This window comes from Mesorhizobium sp. PUT5 (assembly GCF_052216645.1).
Classification (GTDB): Bacteria; Pseudomonadota; Alphaproteobacteria; order Rhizobiales; family Rhizobiaceae; genus Mesorhizobium.
In genome coordinates this window covers 1,484,901-1,508,698 of record NZ_JBQOSO010000003.1, presented here as the reverse complement: position 1 = coordinate 1,508,698, position 23,798 = coordinate 1,484,901, and the positions used below count along the sequence as shown (strand labels likewise).

Annotated in this window: 17 protein-coding genes; 3 read left to right on the top strand and 14 right to left on the bottom strand. The window is 67.6% G+C overall.

The window, feature by feature from the left end:
• Positions 1 to 13: 13 nt before the first annotated feature.
• The 5 genes from glgB to ACTDI4_RS08710 form a co-directional block, all read right to left on the bottom strand.
• The gene (glgB, locus tag ACTDI4_RS08730) at positions 14 to 2,212 is read right to left on the bottom strand and encodes a 1,4-alpha-glucan branching protein GlgB (protein WP_442843307.1); all 2,199 of its coding nucleotides are present in this window, start codon (positions 2,210 to 2,212) and stop codon (positions 14 to 16) included.
• 68 nt (positions 2,213 to 2,280) lie between these two features.
• Complete coding sequence (locus ACTDI4_RS08725) at positions 2,281 to 4,737, bottom strand: glycogen/starch/alpha-glucan phosphorylase (protein WP_442840777.1); 2,457 nt, start codon at positions 4,735 to 4,737, stop codon at positions 2,281 to 2,283.
• A gap of 158 nt (positions 4,738 to 4,895) precedes the next feature.
• Positions 4,896 to 5,681, bottom strand: coding sequence for an ATP-binding cassette domain-containing protein (locus ACTDI4_RS08720; protein WP_442840776.1), 786 nt, complete (start codon positions 5,679 to 5,681; stop codon positions 4,896 to 4,898).
• Entirely contained in the window at positions 5,678 to 6,754 is a 1,077-nt protein-coding gene (locus ACTDI4_RS08715; RefSeq protein WP_442840775.1) for an ABC transporter permease, read from the bottom strand. Before ACTDI4_RS08715 ends, ACTDI4_RS08720 begins: the two co-directional genes overlap by 4 nt.
• 93 nt (positions 6,755 to 6,847) lie before the next feature.
• Complete coding sequence (locus ACTDI4_RS08710) at positions 6,848 to 7,849, bottom strand: sugar ABC transporter substrate-binding protein (protein ID WP_442843306.1); 1,002 nt, start codon at positions 7,847 to 7,849, stop codon at positions 6,848 to 6,850.
• A 325-nt stretch (positions 7,850 to 8,174) separates the two neighbouring features.
• Between ACTDI4_RS08710 and ACTDI4_RS08705 the strand changes: the two genes are divergently transcribed.
• Positions 8,175 to 9,323: an ROK family transcriptional regulator gene (locus tag ACTDI4_RS08705; RefSeq protein ID WP_442843305.1), complete on the top strand. Its 1,149-nt coding sequence runs from the start codon at positions 8,175 to 8,177 to the stop codon at positions 9,321 to 9,323.
• A gap of 75 nt (positions 9,324 to 9,398) precedes the next feature.
• Positions 9,399 to 10,322 (top strand): carbohydrate kinase family protein, encoded by a 924-nt coding sequence (locus tag ACTDI4_RS08700; RefSeq protein WP_442840774.1) that lies wholly within the window; start codon positions 9,399 to 9,401, stop codon positions 10,320 to 10,322.
• A gap of 13 nt (positions 10,323 to 10,335) precedes the next feature.
• Here the strand turns inward: ACTDI4_RS08700 and ACTDI4_RS08695 are convergent, their stop codons facing one another.
• Positions 10,336 to 12,711 (bottom strand): aldehyde dehydrogenase family protein, encoded by a 2,376-nt coding sequence (locus ACTDI4_RS08695; protein ID WP_442840773.1) that lies wholly within the window; start codon positions 12,709 to 12,711, stop codon positions 10,336 to 10,338.
• Between the two features lie 23 nt (positions 12,712 to 12,734).
• Complete coding sequence (deoC, locus tag ACTDI4_RS08690) at positions 12,735 to 13,739, bottom strand: deoxyribose-phosphate aldolase (RefSeq protein WP_442840772.1); 1,005 nt, start codon at positions 13,737 to 13,739, stop codon at positions 12,735 to 12,737.
• Between the two features lie 278 nt (positions 13,740 to 14,017).
• On the opposite strand from deoC, the gene ACTDI4_RS08685 reads away from it, so the two are divergent.
• Positions 14,018 to 15,157 carry a DegT/DnrJ/EryC1/StrS family aminotransferase gene (locus tag ACTDI4_RS08685; protein ID WP_442840771.1) on the top strand — a complete coding sequence of 380 codons (1,140 nt, stop codon included), beginning with the start codon at positions 14,018 to 14,020 and terminating at the stop codon, positions 15,155 to 15,157.
• Between the two features lie 58 nt (positions 15,158 to 15,215).
• Here ACTDI4_RS08685 and cysQ read toward each other — a convergent pair whose 3' ends face one another.
• From cysQ to ACTDI4_RS08650, 7 genes are all read right to left on the bottom strand, one after another.
• Positions 15,216 to 15,992 (bottom strand): 3'(2'),5'-bisphosphate nucleotidase CysQ, encoded by a 777-nt coding sequence (gene cysQ / locus ACTDI4_RS08680; RefSeq protein WP_442843304.1) that lies wholly within the window; start codon positions 15,990 to 15,992, stop codon positions 15,216 to 15,218.
• A gap of 10 nt (positions 15,993 to 16,002) precedes the next feature.
• On the bottom strand, positions 16,003 to 17,955 hold the full coding sequence (gene cysN, locus ACTDI4_RS08675) for a sulfate adenylyltransferase subunit CysN (RefSeq protein WP_442843303.1): 1,953 nt from the start codon (positions 17,953 to 17,955) through the stop codon (positions 16,003 to 16,005).
• Positions 17,956 to 17,957: 2 nt separating this feature from the next.
• On the bottom strand, positions 17,958 to 18,863 hold the full coding sequence (cysD, locus tag ACTDI4_RS08670; protein WP_442840770.1) for a sulfate adenylyltransferase subunit CysD: 906 nt from the start codon (positions 18,861 to 18,863) through the stop codon (positions 17,958 to 17,960).
• Positions 18,864 to 19,066: 203 nt separating this feature from the next.
• Positions 19,067 to 20,401 carry a UDP-glucose dehydrogenase family protein gene (locus ACTDI4_RS08665; RefSeq protein WP_442840769.1) on the bottom strand — a complete coding sequence of 445 codons (1,335 nt, stop codon included), beginning with the start codon at positions 20,399 to 20,401 and terminating at the stop codon, positions 19,067 to 19,069.
• 46 nt (positions 20,402 to 20,447) lie between these two features.
• Entirely contained in the window at positions 20,448 to 21,038 is a 591-nt protein-coding gene (locus ACTDI4_RS08660; RefSeq protein WP_442840768.1) for a sugar transferase, read from the bottom strand.
• Between the two features lie 31 nt (positions 21,039 to 21,069).
• Positions 21,070 to 22,179: a glycosyltransferase gene (locus ACTDI4_RS08655; protein ID WP_442840767.1), complete on the bottom strand. Its 1,110-nt coding sequence runs from the start codon at positions 22,177 to 22,179 to the stop codon at positions 21,070 to 21,072.
• Between the two features lie 33 nt (positions 22,180 to 22,212).
• Positions 22,213 to 23,682 carry a mannose-1-phosphate guanylyltransferase/mannose-6-phosphate isomerase gene (locus ACTDI4_RS08650; protein WP_442840766.1) on the bottom strand — a complete coding sequence of 490 codons (1,470 nt, stop codon included), beginning with the start codon at positions 23,680 to 23,682 and terminating at the stop codon, positions 22,213 to 22,215.
• Positions 23,683 to 23,798 lie beyond the last annotated feature (116 nt).

Sequence of the window (23,798 nt, the reverse complement as noted above, 5' to 3'; positions counted from 1 at the left end):
CCTGAAACGTCGCTCATTCAGGAACGAATTCAAGCATGATCGTGGCCAGCGGCGGAAGCAGCATCGTGGCGGCGATGTCGCCGCCCTGCCCGCGCGCCTCGACGAAGCCGCCATTGCCCTTGTCCGAGCCGCCATAGTCGGCGGCGTCGGTGTTCATGATCTCGCGCCAGCGGCCGGCCTGCGGCAGCGGAACGCGGTAGTCCTCGCGCGGCACCGGCGTGAAATTGGAGACGATCGCGATTGCGCTGGCGCCCGGCGCCCGGCGCAGCCATGCGAAGACGGAGTTCTGCTTGTCATCCACGATCAGCCAGGAAAAGCCTTCCGGCTCGCAGTCGCGCGCATGCAGCGCCGGGTGCGAGCGGTAAAGGAGGTTCAGGTCGCGCACCACCTGCCGCATGCCGCGGTGCGGGGCATGGTCGAGCAGGTTCCAGTCCAGCGAGCGCGCCTCGCTCCACTCGCGCCGCTGCGCGAACTCCTGCCCCATGAAAAGCAGCTTCTTGCCGGGATAGCCCCACATGAAGGCGTAGTAGGCACGCAGGGTCGCGAATTTCTGCCAGTCGTCGCCCGCCATCTTGGAGACCAGCGAGCCCTTGCCGTGCACCACCTCGTCATGGGAGAGCGGCAGGACGAAATTCTCGCTGAAGGCATACATCAGCCCGAAGGTCAGCTCGTCGTGGTGGAACCTGCGGTGAACCGGCTCGCGCGCCAGATAGGCCAGCGTGTCGTGCATGAAGCCCATGTTCCACTTGAAGCCGAAGCCGAGGCCGCCTTCATGGACGGGCTGCGAGACTTTTGGCCAGGATGTCGATTCCTCGGCGATGGTCACGACGCCGGGCTGGTGGCCGTACAGCTCCTTGTTCATCCGCTGCAGGAAGGCCACGGCCTCCAGGTTCTCGCGCCCGCCCTTCTCGTTGGGAAGCCATTCGCCGGCCTTGCGCGAATAGTCGAGGTAGAGCATGGAGGCCACCGCATCCACGCGCAGCCCGTCGACATGGTATTTCTCGGCCCAGTAAAGCGCGTTGTTGACGAGGAAGGACACCACCTCGCGCCGGCCGAAATTATAGATCAGCGTGTTCCAGTCAGGGTGGAAGCCCTTGCGCGGGTCGGCATGCTCATAGAGCGCCGTGCCGTCGAAACGCGCCAGCCCGTGCGCGTCCATCGGAAAATGCGCCGGCACCCAGTCGAGGATGACGCCGATGCCGGCCCTGTGGGCGCCGTCGACGAAGCGGGCAAGGCCCTCGGGCTCGCCGAAGCGCGCGGTGGGCGCGTAGAGGCCTGTCGTCTGATAGCCCCAGGACGGGTCGTAGGGGTGCTCGGAAATCGGCAGGAACTCGATATGGGTGAAGCCCATGTCGACCACATAGGGGATCAACCGGTCGGCCAGTTCGTCCCACGACAGGAAGGAGCCGTCGTCGCGGCGCTGCCACGAGCCGGCATGAACCTCGTAGATGGAGACCGGCTGGCGGCGCGGATCGGCGTTGCGCCAGAAGTCGCGATGGGCGGCGTCGCCCCATTGGTGCCGCAAGGGCGCGTCGGTGACGGAAGCGGTGGCCGGCCGCAGCTCCGAGCGGAAGGCAAAGGGATCGGCCTTGAGCGGCAGGCGGGTGCCCTGCGCGCCGATGATCTCGTATTTGTAGGGGCGGCCGGCACCGATGCCGGGCAGGAAGATTTCCCACACGCCGGTGTCCTGCCGCAAGCGCATGGGGTGCCGGCGGCCGTCCCAGCCGTTGAAGTCGCCCACCACCGACACGCGCCTGGCGTTCGGCGCCCAGACGGCGAAATGCGCGCCCGCCGCGCCTTCATGCTCGATGAGATGCGCGCCCAGCCTGTCGAAGAGCCGCAGATGCGACCCCTCTGCAATATAATAGTCGTCCATCGGGCCGAGCACCGGGCCGAAGGAGTAGGGATCGGCGACCCACCAGTCGCCACCGGCGTTCCTGGCATGGTAGCGCAGCGGCTGGCGCTTGCGGATGGAAAGCGGCCCCTCGAAGAAACCGGCATCGTCGCGCCGGGAAAGCTCGCCCGCCTCCTTGCCGGCCAGCGTCCAGGCGGTGACGGTCTCGGCGTTGGGGATGAAGCAGCGGGCGACCAGGCTGGCGCCGGCCTGCTGCACGCCCAGCACCGCGAAGGGATCGCCATGCGTGCCGGCCACGATCGCCGCCACGTCGCCGGCCGCGGCCTGCCCGGCCGGGCGGCTTTTCGCGGCGGTCACGCGTGGCCCTTTGGTCAAGCAGCGTTCCTCCCTCGACAACTGGTCGTTGCCGACCCCATGCAATCACATCAAACCGGCACGTGCCAGATGTCTTTCGCGTATTCGCGGATCGTGCGGTCAGAGGAAAACCAGCCGACGCGCGCGACATTGCGGATCGCCCTAGCCTGCCAGTCGGCGCCGTCGCGCCAGACGGCGTCCACGCCGCGCTGTGTGGCGGCATAGGCATCGAAATCGGCAGCCACCATGAACCAGTCGTGCTGGTAGAGCCCGTCCATGAGCTCGCGATAGCGCCCCGGATCGTCGGGCGAGAACACACCGGACGAGATGGCCGAAACAGCCTGCGACAGCTCGCGCGAGCCTGCGATGACCGCACGCGGATCGTAGCCGCCGGCGCGGCGCTCGGCCACCTCCTCGGCGGTCAGCCCGAAGATGAAGATGTTGTCCTGGCCGACACGCTCGCTGATCTCGACATTGGCGCCGTCCAGCGTGCCGATGGTCAGCGCCCCGTTCAGCGCGAACTTCATATTGCCGGTGCCCGACGCCTCCATGCCGGCGGTGGAGATCTGCTCGGACAAGTCCGCCGCGGGGATGAGAATCTCGGCGGCGCTGACATTGTAGTTGGGCACGAACACCACCTTGAGGAGGCCGCGCACGGCAGGATCGCGGTTCACCACCTTCGCCACGTCATTGGCCAGCTTTATGATGAGCTTGGCGTTGTGGTAGCTGGGGGCCGCCTTGCCGCCGAAGAACTTCACCCGCGGCGCCCAGTCGCGCTCGGGATGCGAACGGATCTGGTCGTAGAGCGCCACCGCGTCGAGAATGTTGAGAAGCTGGCGCTTGTATTCGTGGATGCGCTTGATCTGGATGTCGAACAGGGCCGACGGATCGACCTTGATGCCCAGCCGCTCTGCCACCAGATCAGCCAGCCGCGCCTTGTTCTGCCGCTTCACCGCCGCGAACTTCTCGCGGAAGGCGGCGTCGCCTGCCAGCGGATCGAGATCGCGGATCGCCTCGATGTCGTCGAGGAAGCGGTCGCCGATCGCCTCGCGCGCCAGCGCGGTGAGCCCCGGATTGCACTGGAACAACCAGCGCCGCGGCGTGATGCCGTTGGTCTTGTTGTTGATGCGGTCCGGATAGAGCGCATGCAAGTCGGCGAACACCGTTTCCTTCATCAGTTCCGTGTGCAGGGCCGACACGCCGTTGACGGAGTGTGACCCCACGAAGGCGAGGTTGCCCATGCGCAGGCGCCGCTCGCCGTTCTCCTCGATCAGCGAGATGCGGGCGATCTGCTCGTCGGAGAATTTTCCGGTCCGGCGCGCTTCCTTGAGCACGGCCGCGTTGATGGCGTAGGCAAGCTGCATGTGGCGCGGCAGAAGCCTCTCGAACAACGGCACGGGCCAGCTTTCCAGCGCCTCCGGCAGCAGGGTGTGGTTGGTGTAGGCAAAGGTGCGGCGGGTGATGTCCCAGGCCTGGTCGAAGCCCATGCCGTGCACGTCGATCAAAAGCCGCATGAGTTCGGGAACGGCGATTGCGGGGTGAGTGTCGTTGAGGTGAATCGCGGCCTTGTCCGGGAGCGAGGCGAGGTCGCCATAGGCGCTCAGATGCCGCTGCAATATGTCCTGCAGGGAGGCGGAGGAGAAGAAATATTCCTGCCGCAGCCGGAGTTCCTGCCCGGCCTGGTTGGAATCGGCCGGGTAGAGCACCCGCGACAGCGCATCTGCCTTGTTGCTCTCGGCCAGCGCGCCGATATGGTCGCCGGCGTTGAACCTGTCGAGCAGTATGGGGTCCACCGGCATGCCGGACCATAGCCTGAGCGTGTTGACCCGCTCCGCCCGCCAGCCGACGACCGGCGTGTCGTAGGCCACTGCCAGCACCCGCTCGCCGGGCTTCCAGACGTGGCGGTCCGGTGCCTCGTCCTCGCCGGGCAGCGATTCCACCGCGCCGCCGAAGCCGACCTCGAAGGAGCGCTCGCGGCGCTCGAATTCCCACGGATTGCCGTGGTCGAGCCAGGTTTCGGGCAGTTCCACCTGCCAGCCGTCATGGATTTCCTGCCGGAACATGCCGTTGGCGTAGCGGATGCCGTAGCCGTGGGCGGGAATGTCGACGGTGGCCATCGATTCCATGAAGCAGGCCGCCAGCCGCCCCAGCCCGCCATTGCCGAGTGCGGCGTCCGGCTCCAGCTTGGCGATCAGGTCGAGATCGACACCGAGCGAGGCGAGCGCGGCCCGCATCGTCTCCATGACGCCCATATTGGAGAAGGCGTCGCGCATCAGCCGGCCGATCAGGAACTCCAGCGACAGGTAGTAGACGCGCTTCTCGTGCTCCTCGTAGGCTTCCTTGGTCGCCTTGATCCAATGGTCGATGACGCGGTCGCGCACCACCTTGATGGAGGCCGTCAGCCAGTCATAGGGCGTGGCGACGGTGGCATCCTTGCCCACCCTGTATCTCAGGGCCTGCAGGATTTCCGCCGCGAGCACCTTTGGGTCGGGATTTTCCGGAAGCGGCTGAAGGGGTCGGATTTCCACGCGCGTATCTCTGAATCTGGCTGGGGGCCCGGCAGGCTGTCGAATCGGCTTCCATCTGGCCGTGCCCTACCATTTCGGCCCATCATGGGCGGGCGGCAAGGGCCGTTCGACCGAACGGGCCGCCCTGCGGCCTGCGATAGCGCAAAAATCCGGCGCTTTCATGCCGCGAGAGGAGCGGCCGGCGGCTTCTTGGCCCCGGTCATGAAGGCCACCGCATCCGACATGGTGTATTGCTTGGGGTCGATGACGGCGATGCGCCGGCCGAGCCGGTGGATGTGGACGCGGTCGGCCACCTCGAACACATGCGGCATGTTGTGCGAGATCAGCACGATGGGCAGGCCGCGCCGCTTGACGTCCAGCATCAGTTCCAGCACGCGGCGGCTTTCCTTGACGCCGAGGGCGGCGGTCGGTTCGTCCATGATGACGACGCGGCTGCCGAAGGCGGCGGCACGCGCCACCGCCACCCCCTGGCGCTGGCCGCCCGAAAGCGTCTCGACCGACTGGTTTATGTTCTGGATGGTCATCAGGCCCAGCTCGGAAAGCTTTTCGCGGGCGAGCCTGGCCATGCGCGCCCTGTCGAGCCGGCGCAGGAAGCGCCCCGCGAAGCCGGGCTTGCGCAATTCCCGGCCCAGAAACATGTTGTCGGCGATGGAGAGAGCCGGCGACAGCGCCAGGTTCTGGTAGACGGTCTCGATGCCGGCCAGACGCGCTTCCATGGGCGAGCGGAAATGCACCTGCCTGCCGTCCAGGAATATCTGGCCGCTGTCGGGCATCACCGCCCCGCACAGCGCCTTGATCAGCGTGGACTTGCCGGCGCCGTTGTCGCCGATCACCGCCAGGATCTCGTTGGGCATCAGGTCGAAATCGGCGTTGTCGAGCGCCACCACCCGGCCGTAGCGCTTGTTGAGGCCCCTTGCCTCCAGAACGGGCGTCGAGATGCTCATGCCGAAATCTTCCTGATCCACTGGTCAATGGTGACGGCCAGGATGATGAGAATGCCGACCGTGAATTCCTGCCACAGCGACTCGAATCCCGCCAGCGCCAGCCCGTTGCGGAACACGCCCACGATGAGCGCGCCGAACAGCGTGCCGAGCAGCGAGCCGCGCCCGCCGAACAGCGAGGTGCCGCCGATCACCACGGCGGTGATGGCGTCCAGGTTGGCGGTCTGGTTGCCGAGCGGGCTGGCGGCGCCGATGCGGCCGATCAGCACCCAGCTCGCGATCGCGCAGATGAGGCCGGCCAGCGTGTAGACGGCGATCAGCGTGCGGGCGGTGTTGATGCCGGCCAGCCGCGCGGCTTCCGGGTCGTCGCCGGTGGCGTAGACGTGGCGCCCGAAGGCGGTGCGGTTCAGCACGTACCATACGATGACGGCGATCAGGATCATGGCGATGGCGCCATAGGTCAGCACCGCGCCGCCGCCGAGCCGGATCGTGTGGCCCAGCCATTGCAGCAGCGGCGCAGTCGCCTCGATGTCCTGGGCGCGGATGGTTTCGGAATGGGAGACGTAGATGACCATGGAGCCATACACGCTCCAGGTGCCCAGCGTAACGATGAAGGGAGGCAGCTTGATGAGAGCCACCAGCACGCCGTTGATGAGGCCGCAGAGCAGGCCGGTGGCGAGGCCGGCCACGAAGGCGATCTCAGGCGGCCAGCCCCACACCACCGCCAGCCGGCCCATGACGATGGAGGACAGCACCATGATGGCGCCGACGGAAAGATCGATGCCGGCGGTCAGGATCACCAGCGTCTGGGCGATGCCGAGCACGGCGATGATGGTGACCTGCTGGAGCACCAGCGACAGGTTGAACAGCGCAAAGAAACGCCCGCCGACGATGACCGAGAAGATGGCGACGCCGACGATCAGCACGATGAAGGGGATGGCCGTCGGGTATTCGTGCAGGAAATGCTGCACCTGCCTCAGCCGCGAGTGGCGGTCCTCCTCGAAACTGGCCACGGCCTGCTCGTGGCCGGCAAGGCCGCGCTCCGCCGTCGCTGATCCGGTCGCGTCGTCGCTCATCGAACGCCCCTCCCAAGGAACCCGTTGCGCGGGAAGGACGTTGCCTGCGCCCTTCCCGCCTACTCTAGACCCGCGCGGCGAGCCGGAAAAGGATCACCCCCAGCAGAGCTTCAGCCCCTCCTCGCTGGTGATGGACGGCACGCCTTCGACAGGCTTGTCGGTCACCAGCGTGGCGCCGGTGTCGGTGAATTCCTGTCCTTCCGTGGGCTTCGGCTTCTCGCCGGTCTTGACGTATTTCTCGATCGCCTCCATGGCCATCGCCGCCATCTTCAGCGGATATTGCTGCGAGGTCGCGCCGATGATGCCGGCCTGGACGTTCTTCACGCCCGGGCAGCCGCCGTCGATGGACACGATCAGCACCGAGCCGTCGTCCTTGCCGGCCGCCTTCAGCGCCTGATAGCCGCCCGCCGCCGCCGGCTCGTTGATCGTATACATGACGTTCACGTCCGGGCACTTCTGCAGCAGCGTCTCCATCGCGGTACGGCCGCCGTCCTCGGCGCCGCCGGTCATCTCATGGCCGCAGATGCGCGGATCGTCCTCGTCGCCGTAGCGGTTGGGGTCCTTCACGTCGATGCCGAAGCCCTGCATGAAGCCCTGGTCGCGCAGATAGTCCACCGTGGGCTGGTTGGTGGCGAGGTCGAGGAAGGCGATCTTGGCGTCCTTGGCCTTGTCGCCCAGCGTGCCCTTGGCCCATTCGCCGATCAGCATGCCGGCCTTGCGGTTATCGGTGGCGAAGGTGGCGTCCACCGCGTCCATGGGCTCGGTCGGGGTGTCCAGATCGATGACCAGCAACCCGGCGTCGCGCGCCTTCTTGATGGTGGGCACGATCGCCGCCGAATCGCTCGGCACGATGGCGAAGCCCTTCGCGCCGGCCGAGATCAGGTTCTCGATGGCCGCAACCTGGCTGTCGTTGTCGCCGTCGAACTTGCCGGCGAAGGTGCGCAGTTCGAGGCCGAGTTCCTTGGCCTTGGCCTGAGCGCCCTCGCGCATCTTGACGAAGAACGGATTGCCCTCGGTCTTGGTGATGAGGCCGACGATGTCGGCGGCATGCGATGCCCCGGCCGACATGCCCCAGACCGCCAGGCCCACGGCCATCGCCTTCACAAATTTCAGCTTGCCCATGCTTCTCCTCCCTGTGGACGAACCCAGGACGCCTGCTGACGGGCGCCCTCCTTCGGGCGTGCCGACCCTTCCTCCGAAGGCCGCCGCCGTCTATGCAGGAGACATGAAGGCCGGGCGGCTGTCAATAATTAAATCACTCTTATTTATTATTGACAGCTTTCCGGACACCGAGCATTTTCGGCCCCGGTCGGGGCGCCCCGGTATGGGCGAGGGAGAACTGGTGGAAGACATCGTTTCGAGACAGGTTTCGTCCGAGGCCGCGGCCGGCCGCATCCGCCGCGGCACCAACCAGAGCGGCATGCGCGACCACAACGAGCGGCTCGTGCTTTCGCTCGTGCGCCAGCACGGCAGCCTTGCCAAGTCCGACATTGCGCGCATGACCGGGCTTTCGGCGCAGACCGTGTCGGTCATCATGCGCGCGCTGGAGGAGGACGGGCTGCTCGTGCGCCGCGCGCCGCAGCGCGGGCGCATCGGCCAGCCGTCCATCCCGATGGCGCTCGCGCCCGGCGGCGCCTTCTTCATCGGCCTCAAGATCGGGCGGCGCAGCGCCGAGCTCGTGCTGATCGACTTTCTCGGCAATGTGCGCGCCATGCTGCAGCATTCCTATCGCTATCCGGCGCCGCGCGAGGCCATCGCCTTCGTGGCCGAAGGCATCGCAACGCTGCGGTCCGAGCTGACGCCGGCCGAGGACAAGCGCATCGCAGGGCTGGGCATTGCCGTGCCCTTTGAGCTGTGGAGCTGGGCGGACGCCGCCGGTGCCCCCCGCGCGGTGATGGAGGAATGGCGCGACTGCGACATCCGCGCCGAGATCCAGCCGCTGTGCGATTTCCCCGTCTATCTGCAGAACGACGCGACCTCCGCCTGCGGCGCCGAACTGGTGTTCGGAAAGACGGGAGACCTGAGCGACTTCGTCTATTTCTACATCGGCGCCTTCGCCGGCGGCGGCATCGTGCTGAACGGCCGGCTGCATGGCGGCCCGAGCGGCAATGCCGGGGCGCTGGGCTCGATGCCGGTGCCCGGGGAGAACGGCCGGCCCACCCAGCTTATCGACGTGGCTTCCATCGCGGTGCTGGAAAAGATGCTGGCGGCCCGCGGCGCCGAAACCGCGCATCTGTGGTCTTCGCCGCAGGATTGGGGCGATCTCGGCCCCGAACTGGACATGTGGCTCGGACGGGCGGCCGACGCGCTCGCCTACGCCATCGTGTCCGCCTGCGCGGTCATCGATTTCGAGGCGGCGGTGATCGACGGCTGGATGCCGGCTTCCGTGCGGCGACGGCTGGTGGAGCGCGTCATCGACGCGATCGGCGGGATCGACGTCGAGGGGCTGCGCCTGCCCGCCGTGCGCGAGGGCACGGTCGGCATCCATGCGCGCGCGCTGGGCGCGGCCAGCCTGCCGCTTTCGGAGCGTTTCCTGATGGGTGCGGCGCATGTGCCCGGCAACGCCTGACGAAATGCCCGCACATTCGGCCGACACGGCAAGAAGGCGCCTCGGCGCCGCTCATCCAGGGGAAAGCAAGAGATCATGATCCTGTGCTGCGGCGACGCGCTGATCGACATGCTGCCGCGACAGACCGCGGCGGGCGAGGCCGCCTATGCGCCCTATGCGGGCGGCGCCCTGTTCAACACGGCGATCGCGCTCGGAAGGCTCGGGGCCCCGGCCGGTTTCTTCTGCGGCCTCTCGTCCGACATGTTCGGCGCCCAGCTTCGCGAGACGCTGGCGGCCAGCAAGGTCGGCTGCACCTACGCGCCCGTTTCGGCGCGGCCCACCACGCTGGCCTTCGTACGCCTGAAGGACGGGCAGGCCAGTTATCAGTTCTACGATGAGAACACTGCCGCACGCATGCTGACGGTGGACGATCTTCCGCAGCTCGGCGCTGAGGTGGAGGCGATGCTGTTCGGCGCCATAAGCCTGATCTCGGAGCCGGCCGGCAGCGCTTACGAGGAATTCATGCGGCGCGAGCGGCACCGCCGCGTCATGATGCTCGACCCCAACATCCGGCCGAATTTTATCCCCGACCGCGACAAGCACCTGACGCGCATCCGCGCCATGATGGCGATGGCCGACATCGTCAAGCTCTCGGACGAGGACCTCGACTGGTTCGGCGAGGCCGGCGCGCAGGAGGACGTGGTGCGCGGCTGGCTGGAGCGCGGCCCGAAGCTGATGATCGTCACCCATGGCGCGAAGGGCGCGGTGGCCTACACCAGGGCGCACCGGGTCGAGGTGGCGCCGGAGAAGGTGAAGGTGGTCGACACGGTCGGCGCCGGCGACACCTTCAACGGCGGCGTGCTCGCCTCGCTGCACGAGCAGGGACTGCTGGTCAAGGAAGCCATCGCCGATCTTTCCGAAGCTGCGATGCGTCAGGCGCTGACGCTCGGCACCAAGGCGGCCGCCGTCACCGTGGCGCGCGCCGGCGCCAATCCGCCCTGGCGGCACGAGATCGGCTGAGACGGACGAACGCCTATTCCCCGTAGGGCACCCAGATGTTCTTGACCTGGGTAGCGCGCGCCAAAAACTCCCTGCCCTCGCCCTGCGCGGCCGAGAACCAGTCGCGCTGCACCGTCTCGGCCCAGACCTGCTTGAGATTGCCGGCCGAGGCTTTTTCGATGGCGCCGGCGGCGGCACCGTCGCCGAACCACCAGATGCCGTCCACCTCCTCATGTTTTGCCAGCTCCACCGCAAGTTCGGCACGCTCGCCGGTGACGATGTTGACGACGCCGGCGGGAACGTCCGACGTTTCCAGCACCTGGTAGAAATCGGTCGCGGCCAGCGCCTGGCTGGCGGATGGCACCACCACCACGCGGTTGCCCATGGCGACGGCGGGCGCGAAGGCGGAGACGAAACCGAGCAGGCCGGGCGCCTCGGGGCAGGCGATGGCGAGGATGCCGACCGGCTCGTTCATGGCCAGCGCCACGCCGCGCAGCGGCGGCCTGTGCACCGCGCCCTCGAACTTGTCGGCCCAGGCGCCGTAGGAGAACAGGCGCGACACGCTTGCCGCAACCTCCCTGGCCGTGTCGGCCTTGCGCCTGCCGGTCATGGCGGCCAGCCGCTCGGCGAACTCGGCCGCCCGCGCCTCCAGGTTCTCCGCGATGTAATAGAGGATCTGCGCGCGGCCGTGCTCGCTGGCCGTGCTCCACGAGGCCGCCTTGCGGGCGGCTTCCACGGCGTTGCGGATATCCTTGCGGTTGCCCTCGCCCACCTCGCCGACCAGCGCGCCCGAGGGCGAGGCGACCGGGCGGGAATAGCCGCCATCCGGGCGTGCCTGCTTGCCCCCGATGTAGAGCTTGGCCGTGCGGTCGATGAAGCCGGCGGACAGCACCTCGCCGTTCGGCTGCGGCGCGGGCAGTTCGACCACCGGCTTGGCCCGGCCCAGCCATTTCGGCCTGCAATAGGCGGCCAGTCCCTCTCGCCCGCCCTCCCGGCCGAAGCCGGATTCCTTGTAGCCGCCGAAGCCGACGCCGGCATCGAACATGTTGGTGCCGTTCACCCACACCACGCCGCATTTCAGCTTCGGCGCGATGTCGAGCGCCAGCGACAGCGTCTCGCTCCAGATCGTGGCGGCAAGCCCGTATTCGGTGTTGTTGGCCAGTTCCACCGCCTCGGCCGGCGTGCGGAAGGTGGTGGAAACCAGCACCGGGCCGAAGATCTCCTCGCGCGAGACGGTGGCGGCCGGATGCACGCCGGTCAGCAGCGTCGGCGGATAGAAGCAGCCTTTTGCCGGCACCGCCGCCCGGGGCTGATGCAGGACGGCGCCTTCCCTCACCCCGGTCTCGACCAGCGCCCTGATGCGTTCGAGCTGCACCGGATGGACGATGGCGCCGATGTCGATGGCCTTGTCCAGCGGATCGCCGACGCGCAGGGTCTCCATGCGCGCGGTGAGCTTGGCGACAAAACGGTCGTGGGCGCTTTCCTGCACCAGGAGCCGCGAGCCGGCGCAGCACACCTGGCCCTGGTTGAACCAGATGGCGTCGACCACGCCCTCCACGGCCGCGTCGAGGTCGGCGTCGTCGAAGACGATGAAGGGCGACTTGCCGCCCAGTTCCAGCGTCAGGCTCTTGCCCGAGCCGGCGGTCGCCTCGCGGATTTTCCGCCCCACCTCGGTGGAGCCGGTGAAGGCGATCTTGGCGATGCCGGGATGATCGACGATCTCCTCGCCAGTCGCGCCGTCGCCGGTGACGATGTTGACCACGCCCTCCGGCAGGCCGGCCTTCTGGCACATCTCGGCAAACAGCAGCGCGGTCAGCGAGGTGTATTCGGCGGGCTTCAGCACCACCGTATTGCCGAGCGCGATGGCCGGCGCGATCTTCCACGCCAGCATCAGCAGCGGAAAGTTCCACGGGATGATCTGGCCGCAGACGCCGAGCGGTTCCTTGTCCGCCAGTTCCCCTTCCATCAGCTGCGCCCAGCCGGCATGGTGGTAGAAATGGCGGGCGACCAGCGGAATGTCGATGTCGCGGCTCTCGCGCACCGGCTTGCCGTTGTCGAGCGATTCCAGCACGGCAAACAGCCGGCTGTGGCACTGGACGAGGCGGGCGAGCGCATAGAGGTAGCGGGCGCGTTGGTGGCCCGGAAGCGCTGCCCAGGCCGGCTGTGCCCTGGTGGCAGCCTTCACCGCGGCATCGACGTCGGCGGCATTGGCCTGCGCGATGCGCGCCAGCACCTCGCCCGTGGCCGGGGCGGTGGTGTCGAAGCTTGCGCCGGACTTCGCCTTCCGCCACTGGCCGCCGATGAACAGCTTCGTCTCGCCGCCGAGCCCCTTGATCCAGGCGCGCGCTTCCTTGTCGCTTTCCGGGGCGGGGCCGTATTCCATCGTGTCAAGAATCTCTGCGATCGACATCTTTGTCCCTTCCCTCGCCCGGCTCAGGCCATGGCGTGGTGGCTGAAAGCCGCATAGCGGCCGGTCACGTAGTGCTCGAGCTGCCGTTCGATGTCGGCCAGCAGCGAGGAGGCGCCGAAGCGGAACAGGTTCGGCTGCAGCCAGTCGTTGCCCAGTTCCTCCTTGACCAGCGCCAGATAGGCCAGTGCGTCCTTGGCGGTGGAGATGCCGCCGGCCGGCTTGTAGCCGACCACATGGCCGGTCATGGCGCGATAGTCGCGGATGGCGCGCAGCATCACCAGCGTCACCGGCAGCGTGGCGTTGATGCTCTCCTTGCCGGTCGAGGTCTTGATGAAATCGGAGCCGGCCATCATCGCCACCCAGGAGGCACGCGCCACGTTGCGCAGCGTCTGCAGGTCGCCGGTGGCAAGGATGGTCTTCATATGCGCCGGCCCGCAAGCCTCCTTGCAGGCCCTGACCTCGTCGTAGAGCGCCTGCCAGTCGCCGGTCAGCGCGTGCTCGCGGGTGATGACGATGTCGATCTCCCGCGCGCCGTCGGCCACCGAGGCCTCGATCTCCCGCAGCCGCGTTTCAAACGGCGACAGGCCGGCCGGAAAGCCGGTGGAGACGGCCGCGACCGGAATGCCCGATCCCTTCAGCGCATCCACCGCCGTGGCGACGAAGCGGTGATAGACGCAGACCGCGCCGGTGGTGACGGTGCGGTCGGCAAGGCCGAGCGCTTGCTGCAGATCGTCCCGCAGCGGATGGCGCGCCTTGGCGCACAGCCGCCGCACGCGGCCTTGCGTGTCGTCGCCGTTCAGCGTGGTCAGGTCGATGCACTGGATGGCCCGCACCAGCCACGCCGCCTGCCACTGCTTCTTCACCGTCCGCCGCCCGGCCAGCGAAGCCGTGCGCCGCTCCGCCGCCGACAGGTTCACCCGCACCGCCTCGACCGGATCGAGCGAGAACGGCACCCCGGGATTATGCGGATGCGGCCGGTTGGCGGCGATGACCGGGGTCCATTCGGACCGCGCCTGGCTGGCGTTCATGACAAAGCTCCGGCTGGAAGGTTCGGCGGCCCGAGCATGACCACGAAGACCGCGCCATGTCCACCATGCGCTGAACGCCCTGATGCGACATCGGCCCGATCACAATATGTTTCGGCGCGTAGCCTGCGCAGCCCCGAGCCCCGATTTCCGATAGCCGAGGCCCGTTTGCGGCACAGTGCGGTAACGTGGCCCCACAGCCCGCGCCGATCGCGGCTTTTCCGCCTCCCGCATCTCTGCTACCAGCGGCAGCAAATATGGCCAAACAGTCTGGAAAGAACATGCAGTTCATCGATCTCGGCGCCCAGCGCGCGCGCATCCGCGACCGTCTGAAGGCAGCCATCGACGGCGTCGTCGAGGACGGCCGCTACATCCTCGGACCGCAGGTGGCCGAATTCGAGAAGAAGCTCGCCGCCTATGTCGGCACCAAGCATGTGGTGGCCTGCGCCAACGGCACCGATGCCCTGCTTCTGCCGCTCTATGCCTCCGGCGTCGGACCGGGCGATGCCGTGTTCGTGCCGAGCTTCACCTTCGCGGCCACGGCCGAGGTCGTGGCTCTGGCCAAGGCCGAGCCGGTCTTCGTGGACGTCGACGCCGAGACCTACAACATCGACATCGAAAGCCTCGAAGCCGCGATCGCCATGGTCAAGAAGGAAGGCCGCCTGAAGCCGAAGGCGATCATCCCGGTCGACCTGTTCGGGCTCACGGCCGACTACGGCGCCATCATGGAGATCGCCGACCGCGAAAACCTGCTGGTCATCGAGGACGCGGCGCAGTCCATCGGCGGCTCGGCGGACGGCACCATGTGCGGCGCCTTCGGCCATGTCGCGGGCACCAGCTTCTACCCGGCCAAGCCGCTCGGCTGCTACGGCGACGGCGGCGCCATGTTCACCAACGACGACGCGCTGGCCGAGAAGCTGCGCTCCTTCGCCTTCCACGGCAAGGGCGAGACCCAGTACGACAACGTCCATGTCGGCATCAATTCGCGCCTCGACACGCTGCAGGCGGCGATCCTGATCGAGAAGCTCGCCATCCTCGAAGACGAAATGGAGGCACGCCACAGGGTGGCGCAGCGCTATGCCGAGGGCCTGGGCGATGTCGTGAAAGCCGCGCGCAATCCCGGCCAGGGCCGTTCGGCCTGGGCGCAATATGCCATCGAGACGCCGAAGCGCGACGGGCTGAAGGCGCACCTGCAGGAAAAGGGCATCCCCTCGGTCATCTACTATGTCAAGCCGCTGCACCTCCAGGTCGCCTATCGCGACTTCCCGCGCACGCCGGCCGGGCTGACGGTTTCCGAAACCCTGCCCGAACGCATCCTGTGCCTGCCGATGCACCCCTATCTTTCGGAGGCCGACCAGGACCGCATCATCGAGACGATCCGCAACTATATCGGCTCCAATTCGGCCGCTGCAGCGGAGTAGCGCCTGCGCCTTTCAACGTCATCCCGGCCAGGCACGCGGCTCGCCGGGGATGACATGATCAAGTTGCGCCCCGCGCGATGAAATACGGATTGGCGAAGTCGGAATCGTGCGGCTGGTCGCGCTTGCCGTAGGCAAGCGGCGCGCCGTCCAGCGTGACGGTCGTGCCGCCGGCGGCGCGCAGCACGGCATCGCCGGCGGCCGTGTCCCATTCCATGGTGCGGCCGAAGCGCGGGTAGACGTCCGCCGCCGCCGCCGCCAGCAGGCAGAACTTCAGCGACGAGCCGACCGACACGATCTCGGTCTTGCCGAGGCCGGCGATGTAGGCGTCGGTCTCGGGCGTGTTGTGCGAGCGGCTGGCCACCACCGCCAGCGGCGGCTTGCCGGCCCGCACCGCGATCGGCCTGCGGCGGCCGGCATGGAAGCTGGAATCCACCTCGACCAGCCCCGCCCCCCCCGGCCGGCCTGCAAAGAGACGGCCCGTGCAGGGCGCGAAGACGACGCCCACTTCCGGCACGCCGGCGCGCACCAGCGCGATGTTGACGGTGAAGTCGGTGCGGCGGTTGACGAACTCCTTCGTCCCGTCCAGCGGGTCGACCAGGAAGAACGCCTCTCCCAACCCGGCGGGCACGATGCCGGCCGACACCTCCTCCTCGGCGACGCAGGGGATCGAGGGATACGCCGCGCGCAGGCCGGCCAGGATGATCCGTTCGGCACCGCGGTCGGCTTCCGTCACCGGCGAGGCGTCGGCCTTGTGCTCCACCGCGCCGCCCGCGCGGTAGACGCGCATGATCTCGCGGCCCGCCTCCAGCGCCAGCCGCTCGAACAGGTCCAGCATGGTTTGAGCCTCAGATGCCGCCGCCATCGTCGTAATTGTCCTCGGCAAGGTCGCGCTCGGCGAGCCACAGGTCCAGGATCTCCACCATCTCCTCCGGCGAACGGCCGAGCGTCTGGAGATGGATTTCCGGGTTTTCCGGCGGCTCGTAGGGCGAATCGACGCCGGTGAAGTTCTTTATCTCGCCCTTCAGCGCGCGCGCATAGAGGCCCTTGGGGTCGCGCCGGGCGCACTCCCCGAAGGGCGTGTCGACGAACACCTCCACGAACTCGCCGGCGGCCATCAGTTCGCGCGCCATGCGCCGCTCGGCAGCAAAGGGCGAGATGAAGGAAACGATGACGATGAGCCCCGCATCCGCCATCAGCCTGGCCACCTCGGCCACACGGCGGATGTTCTCCACACGGTCGGCGTCGGTGAAGCCGAGGTCGCGGTTCAGGCCGTGGCGCACATTGTCGCCGTCGAGCAGATAGGTGTGCCGGCCGGTGGCGTGCAGCTTCCTTTCCAGCAGGTTGGCAATGGTGGACTTGCCCGAGCCCGACAGGCCGGTGAACCAGAACACGGCCGGCCGCTGGTGCTTCATGGCGGCGCGGGCCCGCTTGTCCACGTCCAGCGACTGCCAGTGGATGTTCTCGGCGCGCCGCAAGCCGTGCAGGATCATGCCCGCGCCCACCGTGGCGTTGGTGAAACGGTCGATGAGGATGAAGGCGCCGGTGGCGCGGTTCTCGGCGAACGGGTCGAAAACGATCGGCGCGCGCGTGGAGATGTTGACGACGCCGACCTCGTTCAGCGCCAGCGATTTCGCCGCCTCATGCGCGAAATCGTTGACGTTGACGCGGTATTTCAGCTCGGTGACGGTGGCGCTGGCCTGGTCGGTTGCGGTGCGCAAAATGTAGGAGCGGCCGGGCAGCAGCGCCTGCTCGTCGAACCAGACGAGATTGGCGGCGAACTGGTCGGCCACCTGCGGGCGGGCCTGCGGTGCTGCCAGCATGTTGCCGCGCGAGACTTCCACCTCCGCGTCCAGCACCAGCGTCACCGCCTGGCCGGCGACGGCCTCCCTCAGATCGCCGTCATGGGTGACGATGCGCCTCACCCGCGCCACCTTGCCCGACTTGGCCACCGCCACTTCGTCGCCCTCGGCCACCGTGCCGGAGGCGATGGTGCCGGAAAAGCCGCGGAAGTCGAGATTGGGCCGGCTCACATATTGGACGGGAAAGCGGAACGGCAGGGCGACGGTCTCCTCGTCCACCTCGACCGTTTCGAGGTGGTCCACCAGCGTCGGCCCTGCATACCAGCCGATGCGCTCAGACCGCCGGCTGACATTGTCTCCATAGCGCGCCGAAAGCGGGACGGGCACGATCGATTTGAAGCCCAGCCCGTCGGCGAATGCGCCATATTCCGCCGCGATGTCGTCGAACACGGTCTGCTCGAAGCCGACCAGGTCGATCTTGTTCACCGCCAGCACGATGTGGCGGATGCCGAGCAGCGATGCGATGATGGTGTGGCGCCGCGTCTGGCGCAATATGCCCTGGCGGGCGTCGACCAGAACGATGGCGAGGTCGGCCGTGGAGGCGCCGGTGGCCATGTTGCGGGTGTACTGCTCGTGGCCGGGCGTGTCTGCCACGATGAACTTGCGCCTGGGTGTGGCGAAGAAGCGGTAGGCGACGTCGATGGTGATGCCCTGCTCGCGCTCGGCCTCCAGCCCGTCCACCAGCAAGGCGAAGTCGATGTCGTCGCCGGTGGTGCCGTGCTTGCGGGAATCGCGCTCGAGCGCGGCGAGCTGGTCCTCGAATATCTGGCGCGTATCGGCCAGCAGCCGGCCGATCAGCGTCGACTTGCCGTCGTCCACCGAGCCGCAGGTGAGGAAGCGCAGCAGCGACTTCTTCTCCTGCGCGGCCAGATAGGCGCGCACACTGTCGGCGGCGGCCAGGCTTTCGGCGGCGGCACCCCTCTCCACGGCGGTATCCATGCTCAAAAATACCCCTCGCGCTTCTTCTTTTCCATGGAGCCGGCCTCGTCGCGATCGATGAGGCGGCCCTGGCGCTCGGAGGTGCGCGCCGTCAGCATCTCGCCGACGATGGCTTCCAGCGTGTCGGCGCCGGACTCGATGGCGCCGGTAAGCGGATAGCAGCCCAGCGTGCGGAAGCGCACCAGCCGGTTCTCCACCACCTCGCCGGGGCGAAGCCGCATGCGCCCGTCGTCCTTCAGGATCAGCATGCCGTCGCGCTCGACCACCGGGCGCTGCCTGGCGAAATAGAGCGGCACGATGGGGATGTTTTCCTGCAGGATGTACTGCCAGATATCCAGCTCGGTCCAGTTGGACAGCGGAAACACCCGGATCGACTCGCCGGCGGAGATGCGGGTGTTGTAGATGTTCCACATTTCCGGCCGCTGGTTCTTCGGGTCCCAGGCGTGGCTGGCGTTGCGGAAGGAGAAGATGCGTTCCTTGGCACGCGACTTCTCCTCGTCGCGCCGCGCCCCGCCGAAGGCTGCGTCAAAGCCGTATTTGTCGAGCGCCTGGCGCAGCGCCACCGTCTTCATGACGTGGGTGTGGGTGTTCGAGCCGTGGTCGAAGGGATTTATCCCGTCCCGAACCCCCTCCTCGTTGACGTGGACCAGAAGCTCGAAGCCCAGTTCCTTCGCCATCCTGTCGCGGAAGGCGATCATCTCGCGGAACTTCCAGGTGGTATCGACATGGAGGAAGGGAAAGGGCGGGCGGGCCGGATAGAAGGCTTTCATCGCCAGGTGCATAAGGACGGAAGAGTCCTTGCCCACCGAATAGAGCATGACCGGCTTCGAGAAATTCGCCGCCACCTCCCGGAAGATATGGATGGACTCGGCCTCGAGCCTTTGCAGATGTGTGAGCCCGAGCGTCATCGACCTAATGCTTTCTTCCTCGCCTTGCCTGAACCGCCGGCGCACCGGAGCCCGCACTCTTGTAATTGCTGCGCCCAGGGCAGCCAACGCAGACTTCGCTCAATTGCGCTTCCGCACCGGAATGGTTTTTCCCCTTCTACGCCAAAGGCCGCAAAAAATCGCCACCCTCCTCGCCGCCGGCCCGAAGCCGGCAAAATGCGGCGTCAGCACTCCGCAGGCCGGCCGATGCCGTAGAGCTTCAAGCCGTGCCGCGCCACGATCGCGGGATCGTACATATTGCGCCCGTCGAAGATGACCGGCTCCTTCAGCGCAGCCCTGATCGCGGCGAAATCCGGCACGCGGAACCCCTTCCATTCGGTGGCCACGATCAGCGCGTCGGCGCCGTCGAGCGTGGCGTCCCGTGAGGGGCACAAGACGAGGTCCGGCCTTTCGCCATAGATGCGCCGGCATTCGCGGAACGCCTCCGGATCGTGTGCCCGCACCCTGGCGCCGGCCTGCCACAGCCCCTCCATGATGACGCGCGAAGGCGCTTCGCGCATGTCGTCGGTCTCCGGCTTGAAGGCCAGCCCCCATAGCGCGAAGGTGCGGCCTGCGATGTCGCCGCCGAAATGGCGCTCGATCTTGTCGAGCATGACGCGCTTCTGGCGCTCGTTGCGCGCCTCCACCGACTTCAGCACTGCGGCGTCGAAGCCCACCTCGTCGGCGGTGCGGATCAGCGCGCGGATGTCTTTGGGAAAGCAGGAGCCGCCATAGCCGATGCCGGGATAGATGAACTGGTAGCCGATGCGCGGGTCGGAGCCGATGCCGTGGCGCACACGCTCGATGTCGGCGCCCAGCATCTCGGCCAGGCCGGCGATCTCGTTCATGAAGCTGATGCGGGTGGCCAGCATGCAGTTGGCGGCATATTTGGTCAGTTCGGCGCTGCGCACGTCCATCACGATGATCTTCTCGCGATTGCGGTTGAACGGCGCGTAAAGCTCGCGCAGCGTGCGCTCCGTGTCGGGCTCCGACACCCCGATGATGATGCGGTCGGGCTTCTTGCAGTCCTCGACCGCCGAGCCTTCCTTCAGGAATTCCGGGTTGGAGGCCACGTCGAAGGTCAGGTCCTGCCTCCCCCTCTCCTTCAGGCGGTCGGCGATGCGATGCCGCACCCTGTCGCCCGTGCCGACCGGCACGGTGGACTTGATGACGACGACCTTGCGAGAGTCCATATGGGCGGCGATCGTGTCGGCCACGGCAAGCACGTGCTTGAGGTCCGCCGAGCCGTCCTCGCCGGAAGGGGTGCCCACGGCGATCATCTGGATCTCGCGGCCCGAGACGCCTTCCTGCGCGCTGGTGGTGAAATGCAGGCGCCCGGCCGCGCTGTTTTCCTGCACCAGCCGGTCCAGTCCCGGCTCGAACAGCGTGATCTCGCCGCGCTTCAGCCGCTCGATCCTGGCCGCGTCGATGTCCACGCACACCACGTCGTAGCCGGTCTCGGCCAGCACCGCGGCCTGCACCAGGCCGACATATCCCGTCCCAAATACCGTGATGCGCATCGGCTTTCCCGTTCAGACGTTGCGTGGAGGCCAGATAAAACCAGATTCAGTCGACGCGAACACTTCCGCCAAAGAAGGTAGCCCGCAATATCCGCAGATCGAGCATGGCGGACCGGTTCCTGAGATAGACCCAATCCGTGTGCGCGCAAAGCGCGGGGTCGGACATGTCGATGCCGCGCGCCTGCGCCAGGCCGGTGATGCCGGGCCGCAGGGCAAGCACGCCCTGGTGTTGACGATGCTCGATCAGTTCCGTCTGCGTGGGCAGGCAGGGGCGCGGGCCGACCAGGCTCATCTCGCCCTTCAGCACGTTCCACAATTGCGGGAATTCGTCGAGCTTGGAGCGGCGCAGCAGGCGGCCGACCGGCGTGACGGCTGCCGGCGGGGCCTCATGCGTCGGCAGCGAAGGCGTGCCGGCGGCCATGGTGCGCAGCTTGTGGCACCTGAAGGGCACGGCGTCGCGTCCCACCCGCAATTGCGAGAAGATCGCCGGCCCCGGCGAGGTCAGCCGGACGGCGAGCATGGCCACGAGCATCACCGGAGAGATCAGCACCAGCATGGGCAAGGCCACCGCAATGTCGAACGCGCGTTTCAGTCCTTGGCCCGCCGCCGGCGCCTGGAGGCCGACGCTGCTCACCATTGCCGCCTCCGCGCCATGCCGCGACCCGCGCTCATTCCTTCGCTCCCTTGCCCCGGTAGAGCGCGGCATAGGCGCTGCCGAGCGCCTCGGCCGAAAACAGGTCTTCATAGCGCTGCCGGGCAGCCGCGCCGAAGCGACGCGCCAGGCCCTCGTCTTGCAGCAGCCGGTTCATGGCGCCGGCCAGCGCGGCCGGATCGTCCGGAGGCACCACCAGCCCTGTCTCGTCGTCGGCGTTGACGAAGGAGGTGCCCGTGCCGATCTCGCAGCAGATCATCGGCCGGCCGTAGATCGCCGCCTCCACCAGCGCCATGCCGAACGCTTCCGAGCGCTGGTGCGACGGCAGCACGAAGGCGCGGCAGCCGGCCAGCAGGCGGAATTTCTCCGCCTCGCTCACCCGCCCGGCAAATTCGACGTTGTCGCAGCCCATTTCGCGCGCCATCCGCTTCAGCGCCGGCCCCTCCGGCCCCTCGCCGGCGACGACGATCCTGGCCTTCACCTGTCTTGCGGCCTCGATCAGCGTCGGCAGCCCCTTGTAATAGCGCAGCACCCCCACGAACAGGAAGTAGGGCGCGGCCTCCGGCGCCGGGGCTGGCTGCGGGTGCCGCAGGGCCAGGTCCTCGATGCCGAGCGGGATGGCGCGCACCCGCTCCTTCACGCGCGCATCCGAAAGGACGCGGCTGGTGGCGGCATAGGTGGGCGAGGTGGCCACGACCGCCTCCATCCTGTCCATCATGCGCCACATCAGCGGCGCGTAGAGCCCCGCGATCGCGGACTGGCGCACGATGTCGGAATGGTAGGTCATGACCGCGCGCGCCTTGGGCCGCACGGTCAGGTGGAGCAGGTCGGCGAAGGGCCAGGGGAAGTGATAGTTGATGACGTCGTGCTCGGCGCAGAGCCTGCCGAACAGGCGCCAGGCGTCCGGGCCTCCGAGATCGCAGGAGGCGGGAGCCGCGAAGGACCGGCTGCGCCAGGTGACGAAGCCGTCGCTTTCCAGCCGCTGCGGCTCGGGCTGCGGCGACAGGCAAAAGACGCTGCTTTCGATGCCGAAGGGCCGCGTGGCGCGGCAAATCTGGCGGATCGCCTCCTGCAATCCGCCTTCGGGATCGGGAAAATAGGTCCGGTAGACGTGAAGCACACGCATGTGGGTCAGGCGGCCGGCGTAGCGTGTGCCGGCTCAGGCATTCTTGACGGCGACGGAAGGGGCGCCCTTTTCGGCGCCGTCGTTCTCTCGGCCATAGACGTCCTCGACGCGCACGATGTCGTCCTCGCCCAGATAGCTCCCCGTCTGCACCTCGATGATCGCAACCGGCTCGGAATACGGATTGTGCAGGCGATGCACGGCGCCGAGGGGAATGAACGTGCTTTCGTTGCGCGAGAGGGTAAAGACTTCCTCCCCGCGCGTCACCTCGGCCCGGCCCTCCACCACGATCCAATGTTCGGCGCGGTGGTGATGGTACTGCAGGGAAAGCTTGCCGCCCGGCTTCACCACGATGCGCTTCATCTGGTAGCCCGGACCCTGCGAAAGCACCTCGTAGTTGCCCCACGGCCGCTCCACCTTGACCGGCGTGTCGGCTTCCGCGCGCTCCTTCTGTTTCAGCAGCGCCACCACGTCGCGCACCCCGTCGAGCCGGTCGTTGGCGGCGATCAGAACCGTATCCTTGGCGTCGATGACGGTGACGTTCTCCAGCCCCACCGTCACCGCCAGGCGATGCTCGCTCACGATCATGGTGTTGCGGCTGTCGAAGGCGATGGCGTCGCCGACGGTCCTGTTGCCCTGCCCATCCGGCTCGTAGAGGCTGCCGACCGCGTCCCAGGAGCCGAGGTCGCTCCACTCGCCGGCGAAGGGAACCACCACGCAGTGCCGATAGGCCTCCATGACCGCATAGTCGATGGACTGCGCCCGGGTGCCCTCATAGGCCTCGCGGTCGAGACGCAGGAAATCCTGGTCCTGCCTGGCGCCGGCAACGGCCGCCCGCGCGCCGGCGAGAATGTCGGGTGCATGCTGTTCGAACGCGGCGACCAGGGTGCCTGCGCGCGCCACGAAGACGCCGGCGTTCCACAGGAAGCCCTTTTCCACGAAGCCCTGCGCCCGCCCGGCATCCGGCTTCTCGTGGAAGGATGTGACGGCACGGGCGCCGCCTTCGCCCACCGATGCGCCGGGCTCGATATAGCCGTAGCCCGTGTGCGGACCGGTCGGACGGATGCCCAGCAGCGCTATGGCGTCCGAGGTGGCGGCGAGCGAGGCCGCCTGCGAAAGCGTCGCGGCGAAGGCGGCGGCATCCTTGATGAAATGATCGGAAGGCTGGACGACGAGCACGGCGCCGGCATCCTCGGCGGCGACCACGAGCGCGGCGGCGGCGATGGCCGCGGCTGTGTTGCGCGCCACCGGCTCCAGCAGAAGCTGCCCCGGGCAGCCGGCCTCCTCCAGCGCCGCGCGCGCGAAGAAGCGGTGATCCTCGCCGGCCACCAGCAGGGGCCGTTCCGAGCCCGGGATCAGCGCCGAGCGCTCGATCGCCTGGACCAGCAGGCTCCGGTCCGCGCCGAGCGCGAGGAACTGCTTGGGATGATCGCGCCGGCTGAGCGGCCACAGCCGCGTTCCGGAACCGCCGCACAGGATGACCGGCCTGATCTTTGTTCCGCTCATGTTTCCTCTTCGCTCGATGCACGCCCGCCAGCCGGCCCTCTTCTTACCGATTTCAAATTTGCAGGCAAGGCTCGGCAGTCAAGGCCGACCGGACAAGGCTGGACAGGCAGGACCGG